The organism is Streptomyces sp. NBC_00400 (genome assembly GCF_036048035.1).
In the GTDB taxonomy this organism is placed as follows: Bacteria; Actinomycetota; Actinomycetes; order Streptomycetales; family Streptomycetaceae; genus Streptomyces.
Genome location: NZ_CP107940.1, coordinates 8272262 through 8287686, shown reverse-complemented (window position 1 = coordinate 8287686; position 15425 = coordinate 8272262). Strand labels below are relative to the sequence as shown.

Genomic DNA, 15425 nt, shown 5'->3' with positions numbered 1-15425 from the left:
ACTCGGGTGAGGAAAGAAAACGGGCGGCCGCTCAGCAGAACGAGGGAGCCGCTTCAGCTTTCCGGGCCGCCGAACCACTGGCCGGCGGCCTGCTCGAACGCTTCGCGGTCAGGGGTGCGCTCACCTGCCCAGGCGACCACGCCGTCGGGACGGACGAGCACAGCGCCCAATCCCAGGTCGTTTTCCGCCGGACCGGCTGCATACCGCACCCGGCTGTCCCAGCCCTTCGCTGCACCGCGCAGGCACCGGTCGGTGCTGAAATCGAGCGCGACGCCCCGTCCGTCCCGCATCAGGTCACTGAGACGAGTGCCGTCTTCGAGACAGAGGTCCGGGGCGCTGCGGCCGACCAGTGGATGTGCGCTGCCGAGGTCGTAACGGATCGACACTCCCGACAGCCGCTCGGCCATATAGGTCGCTCCGTCCCGGGTCCCGATCAGGTCGCGAATCACTCCTTGGATCGCCTGGCAGTGCGGGTCCGGCCGCATGATGGCCACTTGGGCGCGTGTCCAGTCGAGCACCTTTGCGCCGATCGGATGGCGCTCGCGGGTGTAGGTGTCGAGCAGCCCGTCCGGTGCCTGTCCGTGCACGGTCGCCGCGAGCTTCCACCCCAGGTTCATGGCGTCGCCGATGCCGGTGTTGAGTCCCTGTCCGCCGAGGGGCGAGTGGATGTGGGCGGCGTCGCCCGCGAGCAGGACGCGTCCCCGCCGGTAGGTCGTCGTCTGCATCGCCCGGTCGGTGAAGCTGGAGGCGAGACGCACCTCGCTCAGCGTCACGTCGGTGCCGGACACCCGGCGCAGAACCGCCTGGAGATGGTCACGAGTCAACTGCTGCGAGCGGTCGAACGCGCCGCCGTCGAAGTCCACCATGGCGATGTGCCCCGCCACCATCTGGAGGTACATGCCCGTCGGCGTCAGGTTGATCCCGGAGCTCAGCTTCTCGGCATCGGCGGCGGTGGCCTGCATGGTGTAGCCGGTGAACTGCGGCTCGGTGCCGACGAAGGCGAAGCCCGCGAGCCCACGCACCGTGCTGCGTCCGCCATCGCAGCCGACGACCCAGCGCGCCGCGTACGCGTGCTCGCCGGCGTGCGCGACCGCGCTCTCCTCGTGCTGGGTGAGGGCGGAGACCGTGACGCCGTGCCTGATCTCCACGCCGAGCCGGTCTGCCTGCTCGGCCAGCAGCGTTTCGACCGCTTCGAGGTGGGTCGGCATGCCGTCCCTCGCCGGGCCGGGAAGCCGGTACGGCAGGGCGGCGACGTCGACCTGCGCCGGATCGAGCCTTATGCCGGCGAAATGGCCCACGCCACGCAGGGATGTCGGCTCGTGCGCTTCGGCGTCCGCGCCGGGATCGTCGTGGAGGCCCGACGCCGTCCGCAGCTGGTGCAGCATCCCGCGGCGGTGGAACGACTCGGCCGAAGCGGCGGACAGGCCCCGCATTCCGAGCACTTTCCCCTTGAACGGAGACCGGGAATCCGGCTCCCGCTCCAGCACCAGGACAGAGCAGCCCGCGAGGCCGAGCTCACAGGCAAGGAACAGACCAACCGGTCCGGCACCCACAATCACTACGTCATGCACAAGAGGTCCCCTTCCCCAACTCACAGCCGGGTGGACACCCGGCAGGACCTCTCAAAAGGTGCCGGACCCCGCCGACATCCGACCGACAGGCCACCGACACCGGGCCGAAAGCCCCCACCGAACCGCCGACAGCACGGCTCGGCCGCCCGGCCCCGGGGATTCTCTCTCCCGGGGATCCCCTCCCCCCGGGGCGCCGTCTCTCTCCATACGGCCCGTACGGCGCCCCGGAGGTGCGCGGTCACCGACCGGTGAGAGCGCCGGTCCGCGGCGGAAGCGTCTCCAGTCCCGGCGGCAGGGGTGCCGCGTGGATGACGCCGAGTCGTTGGGTGGCCCGGGTGAGGGCGACGTAGAGGTCGCTGGCCCCGAATTCGGCCGGTTCCACCACGATCACCGTGTCGAACTCCAGGCCCTTGGCCTGCCGTGGGTCGATGAGGACCACCGGGCGGGTCAGGTCCGGGGAGGAACCGGCGGAGGCGGTCGGGAGGGCGGCGGACAGGGCCTGGTGGCGGGACCGGGGGGCGATCACGGCGAGGCGGCCTTGCTCCTGGGCTTCCCGTGCGACGGCCTCGGCGACGGTGCGCGCGCAGTCGTCGGTACGCTGCGCCCATGGGGGAACACCGGTGGAACGGATCGAGCGCGGCGGTTCGAACGCGGGGTCCGTCGACCGGGGCACCTCCGCCGCGATGTCCATGATTTCGCTCGGCGTACGGTAATTGACCCCGAGTCTGACGTGCTGCCAGCGGTCGCCGGTGTACGGCGCGAGGATGCTCGCCCACGAGCCGCAGCCGCCCGGTTCGGCGGTCTGTGCCGGGTCGCCGACCAGGGTCATCGACCGGGTGGGACAGCGGCGCATCAGCAACCGCCACATCATCGCGGACAGTTCTTGTGCCTCGTCCACGATGATGTGGCCGAACGCCCAGGTCCGGTCCGCCGCCGCGCGTTCGGCGGCGGTGCGGTGGTCGGCCTCCTCGTGCCGGTCGGCGAGCCGTTCCGCGTCCAGCAGATCGTGCGCGGCCAGTACCTCGGAGTCCTCGTCCACCTTGTCCTCGAACTCCTGGGTACGGGAGCCGTAGGAGAGTTCGAGCACGCCCTGGGCGTACGCGATCTGCTCCTGGCGTTCCGCCTCGGCCGCGGCGCGGGCCGCCGAGTCGTCCTCGCCGAGGAGTTCGGCCGCCTCGTCCAGCAGGGGGATGTCCGCGGGGGTCCAGTCGCCGTCCGCACGGCGGATCACCTCCGCGTCGGCCTCCGGAAGGCGGGCGGGGTCGGCGAGGAAGCCGGCGACCAGCCTCTGCGGTGTGAGATCGGGCCACAACTCCTCGATGGCGCGGTGCACTTCGGGGCTGGTGGCGATCGCCTTGCCGAGCTGGGCGAGGTCGTCGGGGCCGAGGAAGTTCGGCCCGCCGAAGGGGTCGGCGCCCAGCCGGTCGGCGAGTTGGGCGGTGAGGGCATCGATGATGCGGAAGGCGAAGTGGGGGCGGGCGAGGTTGTGCGGCAGCTTGGTCTCGCGCGCGAGGCGACGCGCCTCGTACGCCATGTCTGCGTCCAGCCGCAGTTCGCCGTCCTCGTGGTCGATCACGATCTCGGGGTCGGGCAGGGTCTGCCGGTCGCGTACGTACCCGGCCAGGGCGTCCGCCATCTCCGCACGGCCCTTGATCCGGGCGGCTTCGGCGGTGTCGGTTCCGGTCGCGGTCGCGCCCGGGAAGAGTTCACCGGGTGTGGCGAGCAGAACGCCCGTCTCGCCGAGCGCGGGCAGCACCTCCTCGATATAGCTGAGGAACGCGGGGTTGGGCCCGACGATCAGCACGGCACGGCGGGCCAGCAGTTCGCGGTGCGCATAGAGCAGGTACGCGGCGCGGTGCAGCGCGACAACGGTCTTGCCGGTGCCGGGCCCGCCCTCCACGACGAGAACGCCGTGGTGCGGGGCACGGATGATCGCGTCCTGTTCCGCCTGGATGGTCTGCACGATGTCGTGCATCCGGCCGGTGCGCGCCGCGTCCAGGGCGGAGAGCAGGACGGCGTCCGCATCGGCGCCCTCGTACCCGGTGCGCTCGGTGTCGTCGAGGTCGAGGATCTCGTCATGGAGGGCGGTGATGCGCCGGTCCTCGGTCGTGAGGTGACGCCTGCGGCGCAGCCCCATCGGGGTGTGCCCGGTGGCGAGGTAGAAGGGGCGGGCGACCTCGGCCCGCCAGTCGAGGACCAGCGGGGTCCGGTCCGCGTCGTCGCGCCGGATGCCGATACGGCCGATGTGGTGATCGCGCCCGTCCCGGAAGACCAGCCGGCCGAAGCACAGGCCGTTCTCGCCGGCGTCGAAGGCAGCCAGCAGGCCCGAGTGCTCGGCCACCAGCACATCGCGCTCCAGCCGTGCCTGGGCATGGTTCCCGTCCAGCGGCAGGGCCGCGTTCACCGCCCTCTCAGCTCCGGTCCGCAGTTCGGCGAGGCGTTCATAGAGCAGATCAATGAATTCCTGCTCGTGCCGCATTTCCTCGTTTGACAATTCAGCTCCGCTCGGGTAAAGTTCGGTAATGAAGTTGGGCTTACTTCATTACTTGATGAAGGCGCAGTGTGAAGACACAGAAGCCCTCAATATACACAGAGAAATACCCCGGCCGTCAATTCGGACCGGGGTATTTCTCTGTGTGCCGCCGGAGTATTTACCCGGGCGTCAGACGGGCCCCCGCAACCCTTCCGGAGAAGCGGGGACAGGGGCCCACGACGAGGCGGTCACCACTTGTGGGCGACGTCCACGATCAGCTCGTGACCGGACTGGACCACCCGGAACGGCAGCTTGGCCCGCAGGCCCAGGCCGACCTGGGTCTGCCCCTCGAAGCTCGCCCCGAACTTGGTGTCCGTGAACGTCTTGTATCCGGTGATGTTCACTCCCGGGAGCGACTTGCCGGCCGTCCCCGCATAGGTCTGCTTACCCGTCACCGGGTCATGGCTGGGCGCGGACACAAAAATCTGCAGGATGGCGCCGCCCTTGACGGGTATCCGCTCGCCCGAACCGTCCTGATGGAACGCATCGACGTAACCCACGTGGTAGCCGAACTTGCCGTTCGCGCCGCCGATATCGAAGACCATCCGGTCGTAGCACGCGGTGTGACTGGTCTTGACGTCCGTCAAGGGCTTGGTGTCCGCGGTCGCCGCCGACTTGTTACCGCTGCCCCAGGCGGTTGAGCAGGCCGCGGGAGCCTTGTCCGCCGGGCCGGTCGCGGCACTGGCCGCTGTGGCCGTCCCCGCCACCCCGGCGCCCGCCAGCACGAGTGCCGCGGCCACTGTCCCCAACCGTCGCATGAATGACCTCCAAAGAAGAGTGCGTACAGATACGTGCGGTAGGACGGGCGGGGCTGCGGGGGAGTTGTCCGCCGGCCGGCATGTGGCCGACGGACGGGCCACGTTGTCGCGAAATCGGAGGGGTTGATCGGTCGGGTTGCCCGGCCTGGGCTTCGCCGCCCCAAGGGCTGCCCCACCGCGGCACTACCGGCCGGCGAGGCGTCGCACCCGCATCGCGACGTCGTTCCAGACCGGTTCCGGCAGGTCGTGACCGACCCCGGGCAACGAGACGAACTGCGCACCCGGGATACGGGCCGCAACGGCGCGCCCGGCAGCGGGTTTGACCAGGGGATCGTCCGCGCCGTGCAGGACCAGGGTCGGCACCGTGATCCGGCTGATGGCGGGACCGTGCCACGGCGCGCTGATCTGCCGGCTCTGGCTGTGCCCGTCGCGGACCCCGGTATCCGCCAGGCTGGTGACCGAGTCCCTGACGGCTTGCTCGTCGAGCGGATACGCGGGCGAATGCAGGAGGTGGGCGAGGGCGATCCCGGCCTCGATATCGCCTTCGGGAGTGTCCGGGTACGTCATCCGAGCGAGCTTGCCGAGCGTCCGCAGCCGGATGTGGCGCAGGGCACCCAGGCCCGCGACGTCGCCGGGGACGGCCGACACCGACGTCAGTGTCCGTACCCGCCCGGGGTGGCGCAGCGCGATGCGCTGGGCGACCGCGCCGCCGAGCGACTGACCGAAGAGATGGGCCGAATCCCAGCCCAGCGCATCCATCACGGCGATGGCGTCGTCGGTCATGTCCTCGGCGGTATACGACACACCGCGCTTGCGGAAGAGCGCCGTGATGGGGTTGCCGGTCCCGGTGGGCGGCAGACGCGTCGATTCTCCCGCGTCGCGCTGGTCATAGCGGGCCACCGCAAAACCTTGCGCGGCCAGGGCCTGGGCCAGGCCGCCGGGCCACCAGAGACGCGAGACACCCAGGCCGGTCACCAGCAGCAGCGGGTCTCTGTCTTGACGATCCGTCAATTGATCATAGGCCAGCTCCACTTCGCCGTTGCGGGCCCAGCGGGTCGGCATCCACGTGGTCATGATCCCCTCTCAATACTGCGATCGCTGTTCGCAGTTATTAGCATAGCGGGGCAGGACGAGGGAGAGAGGCGGGTGAGGGTCTCGGTGACCGAGGAGCCGGTAGTGGTGTGGGAACGCCCCGAGCGGGGAGCGCGAGGGCCTGCACCCGAGCGCAGTCGTGGGCAGATCACCCGGGCCGCGGTCCGTCTGGCCGATGCCGGCGGGCTGGCCTCCGTGTCCGTACGGCAGGTGGCCAAGGAGCTGGGCACCGGTCCCGCGTCCCTCTACCGCTATGTCGCGGGCCGTGACGATCTGGTGGATCTGATGGTGGACGCCGCAACCGGCGAGATCGACCTGACGGTGGCCTTGACCGGGGAACCGGTGACGGATCTGCTGGCGCTGGCCAACCGTACCCGGGAGGTCCAGCTCCGGCACCCCTGGCTGCTGGAGGTGACACCGGAGGCGATGCGGGTGGGTCCCTGCGGGCTGGACTACCTCGAATTCGCCCTCGGGGCCCTGGCACCGGTGCGGATGACCGGCCGGGCCAAGCTGGAGGCCGTCGCCGTGCTGAACGCGCTGGTCGCGATGGTGTCCCGTGCCGCCCTGCAGAGCTACCGGTCACCCACTGCGCGCCAGTCGGCGCAAGCCACCTATCTCGCCACCGCGGCCGGGAAGGGTGCTCATCCGCTCCTCGCACAGGCCCTCACCGGCCACCCGGAAGCCCACTCAGCAGTCGGCCCGGCGGCCGACTCGGCGGCCGACTCGGCGGCCGACTCGGCGCAGGATGCTCAAGCCCTGTTCGAGCGGGTGATCCGCCGGGTGCTCGCGGGCCTGCTCGCTCCCGGCCCGGAGTCACCGCGGCCTCCCCGGAACTGAGGCGCGGGGCAGGCCCGGCGGGTGGGAACAGGCCCTGCGGTGCGGGGCAGGCCCGGCGGTCCCGGGGCAGCCCCAGCGCATGGGGCCTGCACTGCCTCGCTGCGGCGTACCGTCAGGCGTCGACCACGTCGACGGCCACTCCCCTGCGGCGCAGTGCGGCGAGCTCCCCGTCCGGCGCACCGCGGTCGGTGACGACCCGGTCGTAGCGGGCGATGTCGCTGTAGGCATGGGTGGCGGTCTTGCCGAACTTGGTGTGGTCCACCAGCAGCAGCGACCGCTCGGCGCAGTCCAGCATGGCTTCCTTGATCTCGGCGTAGTCGCGTATCGGATGGAAGAGCCGGCCGCCGAGTACGGACACCGCGGACATCACCGCGAGGTCGGCGCGGAGGCGGCCGAGGGCGCGCAGCACCTCGGGGCCGACGCAGGAGCCGAACTCGCCGCGGTAGCGGCCGCCGAGGAGGGTGACATCGGCGCCCGGTGTCTCGTCGAACAGCCGGGCCACACCCAGGGAGTTGGTGACCACGGAGACCGCTTCGGTCCGCGCGATCCGGGCCGCGAGCGGGAAGACCGTGGTCGAGTCGTCCAGCACGAGGGTGCTGCCGGGCCGGATCTCGTCGGCGACGGCGGCACAGAGCGCCTCCTTCACCGGCAGGTTCACGCCGGTGCGGAAGCGGGTGGCGGTCTCCATGGTGAGGGTCGGGAAGGGCGCGGCCCGGCCGCGTTCCTTGCGCAGCAGCCGGCGTTCGGCGAGCTGGTCCAGATCGCGGTGCATGGTCGCGAGGCTGACCCCGAAGTGTCTGGCCAGTTCGTCGATGCGCACGTCTCCGTGCTCGACGACATGGGCCAGTACGTCCTGCCGTCGCCGGTCGACCTCGGCCAGCGACGACCGTGTGGAAGCCATCGGGGCCGCCCCTTTCCGGTCGGACAGCGGCAGCGCGGCTACCGCTGCGGGTAGATGACGGCCTTGACGGCAGCCGCGTCGTGGGTGGCGACGGTCAGTGCGCTCTCGGCCTCGGCAAGACCGTAACCGTGCGAGACCAGGGAGTCGAGCCGGACCCTTCCCGACTCCACCAGGGACATCGCGGTGGGCCAGGTATGGGCGTAGCGGAAGGTGCCGGTCAGTTCCAGTTCGTAGTTCTGCACCCGGCTCACGGGCAGCGGTGCCTCGGACCCGCCCATCCCGATGAGCACCACCCGTCCGGCCCGGCCCACGGTGCGGATCGCCTCGCCGCTCACGGCGGGCACGCCGGAGCACTCCAGGAGGACGGTGGGGGTGAACTCCGCCTCGGACAGCGGTGTACGGGAGACATCGAGAGCCGTGGCGCCGGCGGCCCGGGCGAGTTCGAGGCGGTGCGGCAGGACATCGGTGACCAGTACCTCCCGTGCGCCGAAGGCCCGTGCCGTCTGGGCGGCGACCAGGCCGATGGGCCCGGCGCCGGTGATCAGGACCCGGTCACCGGGGGCCACGCGGGCCTTGCGGCAGGCCCAGACCGCCACGGACAGCGGTTCCAGCAGGGCGGCCTCCTCGATGGTGAGGGTGTCGGGGACCTCGTGGGCCAAGCCCTCGCGGACGACGAGGTATTCGCAGAAGGCGCCGTCCACGGGCGGCGTGGCGAGGAAGCGCATGTCCGGGCACAGGTTGTAGCGGCCCGGACGGCATTCACCGCAGCTGCCGCAGGGCGTGCCGGGCTCGATGGACACCCGCCGTCCCATCCGGCGTCCGTCGGTGCCCGGACCGCAGGCGACGACCGTGCCGGCCGCCTCGTGCCCCAGCACGAGTGGTGCGCGTACGACGAAGTCGCCGATCCGCCCGTCCCGGTAGTAGTGCACGTCCGAGCCGCAGGTCCCGACCGCCTCGACGCGGACCAGGACCTCTCCCGGGCCGGGGGCGGGAACGGGCCGCTTCTCGATGCTCAGCTTCCCGGGTCCGTGCAGTACGGCGGCACGCATGGTGGTGGGAATCCCGGATGTGGTGGTCATGGCGGGTCACGGCTCCCTCGGGTGCGGGGGTGGGGCGGGGGCCGTGCACGATCCCGGTCCGGACCGGCGCGCCCCTGGATGTCAGCACGGTACCGCTTCTTTTTTTATCAGAGGAGTCTTGACTTCGCACAAAATGCGAGAAGACTTGCCCCGGCTCACCGTCTGCCGACGCCGCCGGCGGTGCCCCTCCCCCGTGCTCACCGATCACGCCAGCCCCCTGGAGAGCCCATGAGCAGCCCCGCTCACCCCCGGCCGGCACCGGCACCGGCCACCGGCCGCCCGCCGGCCGTCAGCAGCCACTCCCGATGTGCCCGCCTGGGCATACCCCCGGCTCTGGCCTGGGGATTCCTGGGAGTGCTGCTGTTCATGACCGGCGACGGCGTGGAGACCGGCTTCTTCTCGAAGTACCTGGCCGATCAGGGCCTGGCCAAGGCCGACGCGGCGGCGGTCATCGCCGTCTACGGCATCACCGTGGCCCTCGGCGCCTGGCTCTCGGGAGCCCTCTCCGACCTGTGGGGGCCACGACGGGTGATGACCGCAGGCTTCGTCATCTGGCTCGTCTTCCAGCTGCTGATGCTGACGGTGGCGCTGCCCGCCATGAACTATCCGGTGCTGATCCTCATCTACGGGCTGCGCGGGTTCGGATATCCGTTGTTCGCCTACGGATTCCTGGTGTGGGTGACCGCGGCGACCCCGCCGCAGCGGCTGGGAACGGCGGTCGGCTGGTACTGGTTCGCGTTCACCGGCGGCCTGCCGACCCTGGGCTCACTCGTCGCCAGCACCACGATCCCGATGGTCGGCTCCTACCGGACGTTGTGGCTCGCGCTCGGCCTGGTGATGCTCGGCGGCCTGCTCGCCCTGCTGCTGGTGCGCGAGCCCACCGGCCGGAGCGGACTCGCTCCCGACCGCGGGCGTCCGCTCGCGACCCTGGCGGGCAGCGTCTCGATCATGCGGCGCCGCCCCCGTGTGGCCATCGGCGCGGCGGTCCGCGTCTTCAGCACCGGTTCCCAATTCGGCTTTCTGGTCTGCCTGCCGTTCTTCTTCACCGAGACGGTCGGCTTCAGCACCTCCGCCTGGCTGCGCCTGCTCAGCGTGATGTTCGCCGCGAACATCTTCGCCAACCTCTTCTTCGGTGCCGTCGGCGACCGCCTCGGCTGGCAGCGCACCATGACCTGGTTCGGCGCCGTGGCCTGCGCCCTCACCTGCCTGGCGCTGTATTACGTACCGGTCGTGGCCGGCCCGCACTTCGCCGCCGCCGCGGTGGCCGCCGCCCTCTACGGCATCGCCCTGGCCGGCTATGTGCCGATCTCGGCGGTGGTCCCCGCGCTCGCGCCACGCCACAAGGGACAGGCCATGTCCGCACTCAACCTGGGCGCCGGAGCGAGCACCTTCGCCGGCCCCGCCATCGTCGCCCTCGCCCTGGGCCCGGTCGGTGTGGAGGGCATCGTCTGGATCTTCGCCGTCCTGCACCTCGCCACTGCCGTCGCCATCCGGTTCCTCGAACCCGACCCGGAGTTCCTGACGTCCGACGCCCCGCCGGCCGTGGAGGACGCCGGCCTGCCCGCGGGACAACACTGACGCCCGGACGTGTTGCCCGTTCACCCCGTTACGCGGCTGCCTGCGCGGCCGCGCGTGCGCGGGCGGCCGCGGCCCGTGCGGGGTCGCCGAGCTGTTCCTCGAGCCGGGCCTTGGCCGACCAGTTGTACGGGCAGACCGGACGCAGCTGGATTCGCTCGCTGAGCAGGGTCCGCGCCAGGTCGGCCCGGCCCGAGCGGAGGGATGCCTCGACGAGGGTGCGCTGGATCGCGTCCCGCTGGGCGTGGCTGCCGCCGAAGGTGTGCAGGCGGTGGCGCACGGGCAGCAGCAGATCGACGGCCCGGCCGTAGTCCTGCCGGCCGTAGGCGATCAGCGCGCGGCAGACGGGCAGTCCGACATCCGCCGTCATCGCACGGTTGGCGACACCCCCCTCCGCCGCCAGCCAGTTTTCCCGGTCCCGGACGAGGCGTTGTGCCTGGGGGAAGCGGCCTGCCCCCACATAGGCCATGACCGCGTGTGCGTCGTTGAAGGCATAGTGCGGGCCGTCCTGGCGGCTCTCCCAGGCATCGGCGAGCCGGGCCCACCGCGCGCTCTGTTCGTCCCGTGCCAGGTAGAGCCGCCACAACAGCGCCGCGGCGTCCAGCAGTTCCATCGCCGCACCGGCCGAGGCGTCGTGGTGGAGCGCGGAGTCGTAGATCTCCAGGACGCGGTCGGTGGCGCCGAGCTCCAGTGTGTAGAGGGCGTAGTGCCACCAGTGGTGGACGGTGAGCAGACTGCCCCGGGCCCAGTCGTCCGTACGGGCGTCGAGAAAGCGGATCCCATCCGCGAAACGTCCCCGCATCTCGTAGGTGTGCACCACGCTGTGGATGCCCCACACATCGCCCGGATGCTGCGCAAGGGCCGCCAGACCGACCTCCTCCGCCCGTTCGTAGTGGCCCGACTCCTCCAGGCCGAACGCATACATGCCGAGCAGCGGACCGTGGTGGGGGTCGTCCTCGTCCCAGGCGTCCAGTGCTCCGCCGACGCGGTCGCGCAGGCGCTGGGCGTCCCCGGTGAGGAAGTCGTGCTGGTGGCCCGCGAACAGTGCCAGCGCATCGCGCGGGAAGGCGACGGAGAGGTCGCCGAGGATGCGGCCGCCGCCGTGCAGGTCGCCGTCCAGCCACGCCGTCGCGGCGGCGACATGCCTACGTTCCCGGGGCGTCAGGCGCTCGGTGTCCAGGCCGGAGCGGAAGCGGACGAAGCGGTCCCGTGCCGCGGCCGCGTCCTTCTCCTCGGTGCCCAGCACCCCCAGGTAGGCAGCCAGCGTCTGCCCCATCACCGACCGCGGCGAGGCAGCGAGTACCGCCTCCGACGTCTCCACGACCCGGGGCCGGAAGAACAGCAGGTCGTCCAGGGCCTGTTCGTAGTGCGCAAGGGCCTCGGTGCCGGTCTCGCTCATCGGGTGCCCGTGTCGGTCCGCTGTCATGGTGGCTCCTGCGGGGTGAGGGAGGGGACGGGGCGAAGAGGGCTCGCCGGGCGGCGGCAGTGACGCCGGGTGCCGTCCCGGACTCCGCTCCGCCGTCGGCAGCCTCATGTCTACCCGCTCGCCCGGACGCGCAGCGAGCACCTCGTGCTCATGGCGCCGCCGTTCTTCCCTCCGCCCCGGAAACACCCGCTTCACCTACGAGGACGCTGCGGGAAACACGCGCTCCCTAATCTCCCCAGCACCGCACACCCGCTTCGCCGACGCCGGCGCGCGCCGCACGGTCCCCTGCCGTGCGCGTGCCCGTACGTCGTGTTCCCACTGCCCCCAGGAGGTCCGGCATGAGCGTCGAGCCACAACTGACCGTCCCCGACAGCAGCCCTCGGCCCGCCCCCGCCGAGGCGCCGGCCGGCAAAGCGGCCGACGAGACCCTGGAGGACTACACCCTCCGGTTCGCCCCGCGCAGCTACCGCCGTTGGACGCCGATGGTCGTGGCAACCACGGCACTGGGCGGCATCGCCTACATGGCCGACTTCTCGATCGGTGCGGGCATCGGCCTCACTCACGGCACCGGGAACGCGTTGGCCGCCATCCTGGTCGCCGCGGTGGTCATCTTCATCACCGGCTTCCCCCTGGCCTACTACGCGGCGCGCTACAACATCGACCTGGACCTGATCACCCGGGGTTCGGGCTTCGGCTATTACGGCTCGGTCCTGACCAGCGTCATCTTCGCCAGCTTCACCTTCATCTTCTTCGCCCTCGAAGGCTCGATCATGGCGCAGGGCCTGAAACTGGGCTTCGGGCTGCCCCTGTGGCTGGGCTATGTGCTGTCCACCTGCATGGTCATCCCGTTGGTGATCTACGGGATGAAGGCGCTCAGCAAGCTCCAGGTGTGGACGACCCCGGTCTGGCTGCTGCTGATGGTGGGGCCGCTGCTGTACCTGATCGCCACGGACCCCGGCACGGTGCACACGTTCCTGTCGTACCGGGGCGCTCACGGCAGCGGCGGGATCAACGCCGCGTCGGTGCTGCTGGGCGCGGGCGTGTGTCTGTCGCTGATCGCGCAGATCGGTGAACAGGTCGACTACCTGCGCTTCATGCCGCCCAAGACCGAACGGAACCGGCGCAGTTGGTGGACGGCCGTGGTGATGGCCGGCCCCGGATGGGTCGTGCTCGGCGCGCTCAAGCAGGCCATCGGTGTCTTCCTGGCCGTCTACGTCCTCGCCGAGGTGGGCGCGGCCTCGGCCACCGAGCCCATCCAGCAGTTCACCGGCGCCTTCGCGGCCATGATGCCGTCGTGGCTGGTCATCCCGCTGGCCGTGGTCCTGGTCGTGATCAGTCAGATCAAGATCAACGTGACCAATGCCTACTCCGGTTCGCTGGCATGGACGAACTCGTTCACCCGGGTCACCAAGCGCTATCCGGGCCGGATGGTGTTCGTGCTCGCGAACCTGGCCTTCGCACTGGTCCTGATGGAAGCGGACATGTTCAGCTTCCTCAACAGCGTCCTGGGGTTCTATTCGAACTGCGCCATCGCCTGGATCGTCACCGTCGCCACCGACATCATCGTCAACAAGTACCTGCTGAAACTCTCCCCGCAGGCCCCCGAGTTCCGCCGCGGCATGCTCTATGCGGTCAACCCGGTCGGCGTGGTGTCCTTCACCGCCGCATCCGGCCTGTCGATCGCCCTGTATTTCCACGCTCTGGGTGACGCTCTCCAGCCGTACTCACCTGTCGCGGCCGCAGTGATCGCCTTCGTGCTCACCCCCCTGACGGCCGTCCTGACCAAGGGCCGCTTCTACCTGCGGCGCACCACCGACGGAATCGACGCTCCACTGCTGGACCCGGACGGCAACCCCAGTCCGGCCCGCTACGCATGCCATGTCTGCCGTCAGGAGTTCGAGCGTCCGGACCTCGCCGCCTGCCACCAGCACGCCGCGGTGATCTGCTCACTGTGCCTGAGCACCGACCGGACCGGCGCCCATGTCCTGCCGGCTGCGCCCGCTTCCTGAGGCCGCAGCACGCCAGGCCTCGCCAACGGCCCGTCGCCGGCCACCCGGTCATCCGGCCACCGTTCATCCGCCCGGCGCGGTGTGCCGTACCTGTCGCAGAAATGTCGCGTTGTCGGGCGTACGCCGGACCTTTTCGAGCAGGGACTCCGTGTTCGCCTGATCGCCTCCGGCCCGAAGGGCGCGGCGCAGTCGGCGGACGGCCGTCAACTCGGCTTCCGGCAGGAGGAGTTCCTCGCGCCGGGTGCCCGAGGCACTGACATTGACCGCGGGATAGAGCCGCTTGCCCGCGAGCGCACGGTCCAGGCGGAGTTCCATGTTCCCGGTGCTCTTCAATTCCTCGAAGAAGTAATCGTCGGCCCGGGAACCGGTCTCCACCAGGGCCGTGGCGAGGATGGTCAGCGAGCCGCCTTCCTCTGCGAGCCGTGCCGCACCGAAGAGCCGCTTGGGGCCGTGCAGCGCGGCGGCGTCGACACCTCCGCTCAGGGTGCGGCCACCCGAGGCGGCGGCGTTGTTGTGCGCCCGGCACAGGCGGGTGAGGGAATCGAAGAGGATGACGACGTCCTGCCCGTGCTCGACGAGTCGTTTGGCGCGCTCCACGGCCAGTTCGGCGAGGGCGATGTGCTCCTTCGCCGGCCGGTCGAAGGTGGAGGCAAGCACCTCTCCGCGTACCGAGCGCCGCATATCGGTGACTTCTTCAGGTCGTTCATCGATCAGCACGACCATCAGACGGGATGCGGGGTAATTCTCGGCGACGGCGGCGGCGAGTTGTTGCAGCAGCACCGTCTTGCCCGTCTTCGGGGGTGCCACGATCAGGCCCCGCTGGCCCTTGCCGACCGGTGCGATCAGATCGACGATGCGCGGTGCCAGTGCGCCGGTCGCACTTTCCAGGCGCATGCGGTGGCGCGGATGCAGTGGCGTGAGGTCACGGAAATGCGGCCGCCCGCGCACGGCTTCGGGCCGGTGCCCATTGACCGACTCGATCCGGGCGAGCAACCGCGGCCGCGTGCAGCTCCCTGCGACGAAGTCCCCTTTGCGCAGGCCCGCTTCACGGATCAGCGCAGCGGGCACCCGGACATCGCCGGACGAGGCAAGACAGCCTTCCGCACGGAGAAAGCCGGCCTCTTGCCGATCGTTCGCGATATCCAGGACCCCGGCTGCCGCCACCTCGGGTTTCTCGGAGGCTGCGGCCGCGGACTGTTCCTCAGGGCGGGAAGCAAGAGGGGCAGCGGAAAGAGAAGGAGAAGTGAGCGGAGACAGGGAATCAGGAATAGTGGCCGTGCCGGGTCGCCTGCTGACATGGGTACCAGTGGTCATGAGGGTAGGTCCTCTCGGGAGGTTCGTCTGCGGGTCGGCGGGGAGGGGAATCCGGCAGGAAAGGGCGGTGAGTTCACGCCCTGCCGGAGGTCGGAAATGCCCGCGACCGGAGAGAAAGGTGCTGCCGCATCGCCGGACTGTGCATATCGAGCAGCCGGTGCCTGCTGGATCGCCGGTCGAGAAGGACGGGCGCAACAGCGATGCGCAAGCGAAGGAAAAGAAGCGACGTACGGGCGCCGGAAGGGCGGCGAGCACACATACGTTCTGTTCGGACGGTACCACAGGACGCGGCCGATGCGACCCTGAGTGCGGACGAGTTCTATGCTGAGG

General features: G+C 70.4%; 11 protein-coding genes. 3 read left to right on the top strand and 8 right to left on the bottom strand.

Annotation, left to right across the window (positions count from 1 at the left end):
- Positions 1–53: 53 nt before the first annotated feature.
- From OHS81_RS36440 to OHS81_RS36425, 4 genes are all read right to left on the bottom strand, one after another.
- On the bottom strand, positions 54–1571 hold the full coding sequence (locus tag OHS81_RS36440; protein WP_328390509.1) for an FAD-dependent oxidoreductase: 1518 nt from the start codon (positions 1569–1571) through the stop codon (positions 54–56).
- Positions 1572–1809: 238 nt separating this feature from the next.
- The gene (locus tag OHS81_RS36435; protein WP_328391682.1) at positions 1810–4050 is read right to left on the bottom strand and encodes a HelD family protein; all 2241 of its coding nucleotides are present in this window, start codon (positions 4048–4050) and stop codon (positions 1810–1812) included.
- Between the two features lie 242 nt (positions 4051–4292).
- The gene (locus OHS81_RS36430) at positions 4293–4862 is read right to left on the bottom strand and encodes an AMIN-like domain-containing (lipo)protein (protein WP_328390507.1); all 570 of its coding nucleotides are present in this window, start codon (positions 4860–4862) and stop codon (positions 4293–4295) included.
- Positions 4863–5045: 183 nt separating this feature from the next.
- Positions 5046–5936: an alpha/beta fold hydrolase gene (locus OHS81_RS36425; RefSeq protein ID WP_328390505.1), complete on the bottom strand. Its 891-nt coding sequence runs from the start codon at positions 5934–5936 to the stop codon at positions 5046–5048.
- Between the two features lie 72 nt (positions 5937–6008).
- On the opposite strand from OHS81_RS36425, the gene OHS81_RS36420 reads away from it, so the two are divergent.
- On the top strand, positions 6009–6791 hold the full coding sequence (locus OHS81_RS36420; RefSeq protein ID WP_328390503.1) for a TetR/AcrR family transcriptional regulator: 783 nt from the start codon (positions 6009–6011) through the stop codon (positions 6789–6791).
- Between the two features lie 112 nt (positions 6792–6903).
- On the opposite strand, the gene OHS81_RS36415 is transcribed toward OHS81_RS36420, so the two are convergent.
- Together OHS81_RS36415 and OHS81_RS36410 are read right to left on the bottom strand one after the other, a co-directional pair.
- The gene (locus OHS81_RS36415) at positions 6904–7692 is read right to left on the bottom strand and encodes a DeoR/GlpR family DNA-binding transcription regulator (protein ID WP_328390501.1); all 789 of its coding nucleotides are present in this window, start codon (positions 7690–7692) and stop codon (positions 6904–6906) included.
- Between the two features lie 38 nt (positions 7693–7730).
- Positions 7731–8771, bottom strand: a complete 1041-nt coding sequence (locus OHS81_RS36410) for an NAD(P)-dependent alcohol dehydrogenase (RefSeq protein WP_328390499.1) — start codon at positions 8769–8771, stop codon at positions 7731–7733.
- 228 nt (positions 8772–8999) lie between these two features.
- On the opposite strand from OHS81_RS36410, the gene OHS81_RS36405 reads away from it, so the two are divergent.
- Entirely contained in the window at positions 9000–10349 is a 1350-nt protein-coding gene (locus OHS81_RS36405; RefSeq protein ID WP_328390497.1) for an MFS transporter, read from the top strand.
- A gap of 28 nt (positions 10350–10377) precedes the next feature.
- On the opposite strand, the gene OHS81_RS36400 is transcribed toward OHS81_RS36405, so the two are convergent.
- On the bottom strand, positions 10378–11772 hold the full coding sequence (locus tag OHS81_RS36400; protein WP_328390495.1) for a tetratricopeptide repeat protein: 1395 nt from the start codon (positions 11770–11772) through the stop codon (positions 10378–10380).
- 338 nt (positions 11773–12110) lie between these two features.
- On the opposite strand from OHS81_RS36400, the gene OHS81_RS36395 reads away from it, so the two are divergent.
- Positions 12111–13781, top strand: a complete 1671-nt coding sequence (locus tag OHS81_RS36395; protein ID WP_328390493.1) for a purine-cytosine permease family protein — start codon at positions 12111–12113, stop codon at positions 13779–13781.
- A 63-nt stretch (positions 13782–13844) separates the two neighbouring features.
- Here OHS81_RS36395 and rho read toward each other — a convergent pair whose 3' ends face one another.
- A complete protein-coding gene (gene rho / locus OHS81_RS36390; RefSeq protein WP_328390491.1) occupies positions 13845–15095 on the bottom strand; it encodes a transcription termination factor Rho in 1251 nt (416 codons plus the stop codon).
- Positions 15096–15425 lie beyond the last annotated feature (330 nt).

Coding starts and splice junctions, on each gene's coding strand:
- OHS81_RS36435 (WP_328391682.1), bottom strand. CDS start 4,050: ATGCGGCACGAGCAGGAATTCATTGATCTGCTCTATGAACGCCTCGCC.
- OHS81_RS36430 (WP_328390507.1), bottom strand. CDS start 4,862: ATGCGACGGTTGGGGACAGTGGCCGCGGCACTCGTGCTGGCGGGCGCC.
- OHS81_RS36425 (WP_328390505.1), bottom strand. CDS start 5,936: ATGACCACGTGGATGCCGACCCGCTGGGCCCGCAACGGCGAAGTGGAG.
- OHS81_RS36415 (WP_328390501.1), bottom strand. CDS start 7,692: ATGGCTTCCACACGGTCGTCGCTGGCCGAGGTCGACCGGCGACGGCAG.
- OHS81_RS36410 (WP_328390499.1), bottom strand. CDS start 8,771: ATGACCACCACATCCGGGATTCCCACCACCATGCGTGCCGCCGTACTG.
- OHS81_RS36405 (WP_328390497.1), top strand. CDS start 9,000: ATGAGCAGCCCCGCTCACCCCCGGCCGGCACCGGCACCGGCCACCGGC.
- OHS81_RS36400 (WP_328390495.1), bottom strand. CDS start 11,772: ATGACAGCGGACCGACACGGGCACCCGATGAGCGAGACCGGCACCGAG.
- OHS81_RS36395 (WP_328390493.1), top strand. CDS start 12,111: ATGAGCGTCGAGCCACAACTGACCGTCCCCGACAGCAGCCCTCGGCCC.
- rho (WP_328390491.1), bottom strand. CDS start 15,095: ATGACCACTGGTACCCATGTCAGCAGGCGACCCGGCACGGCCACTATT.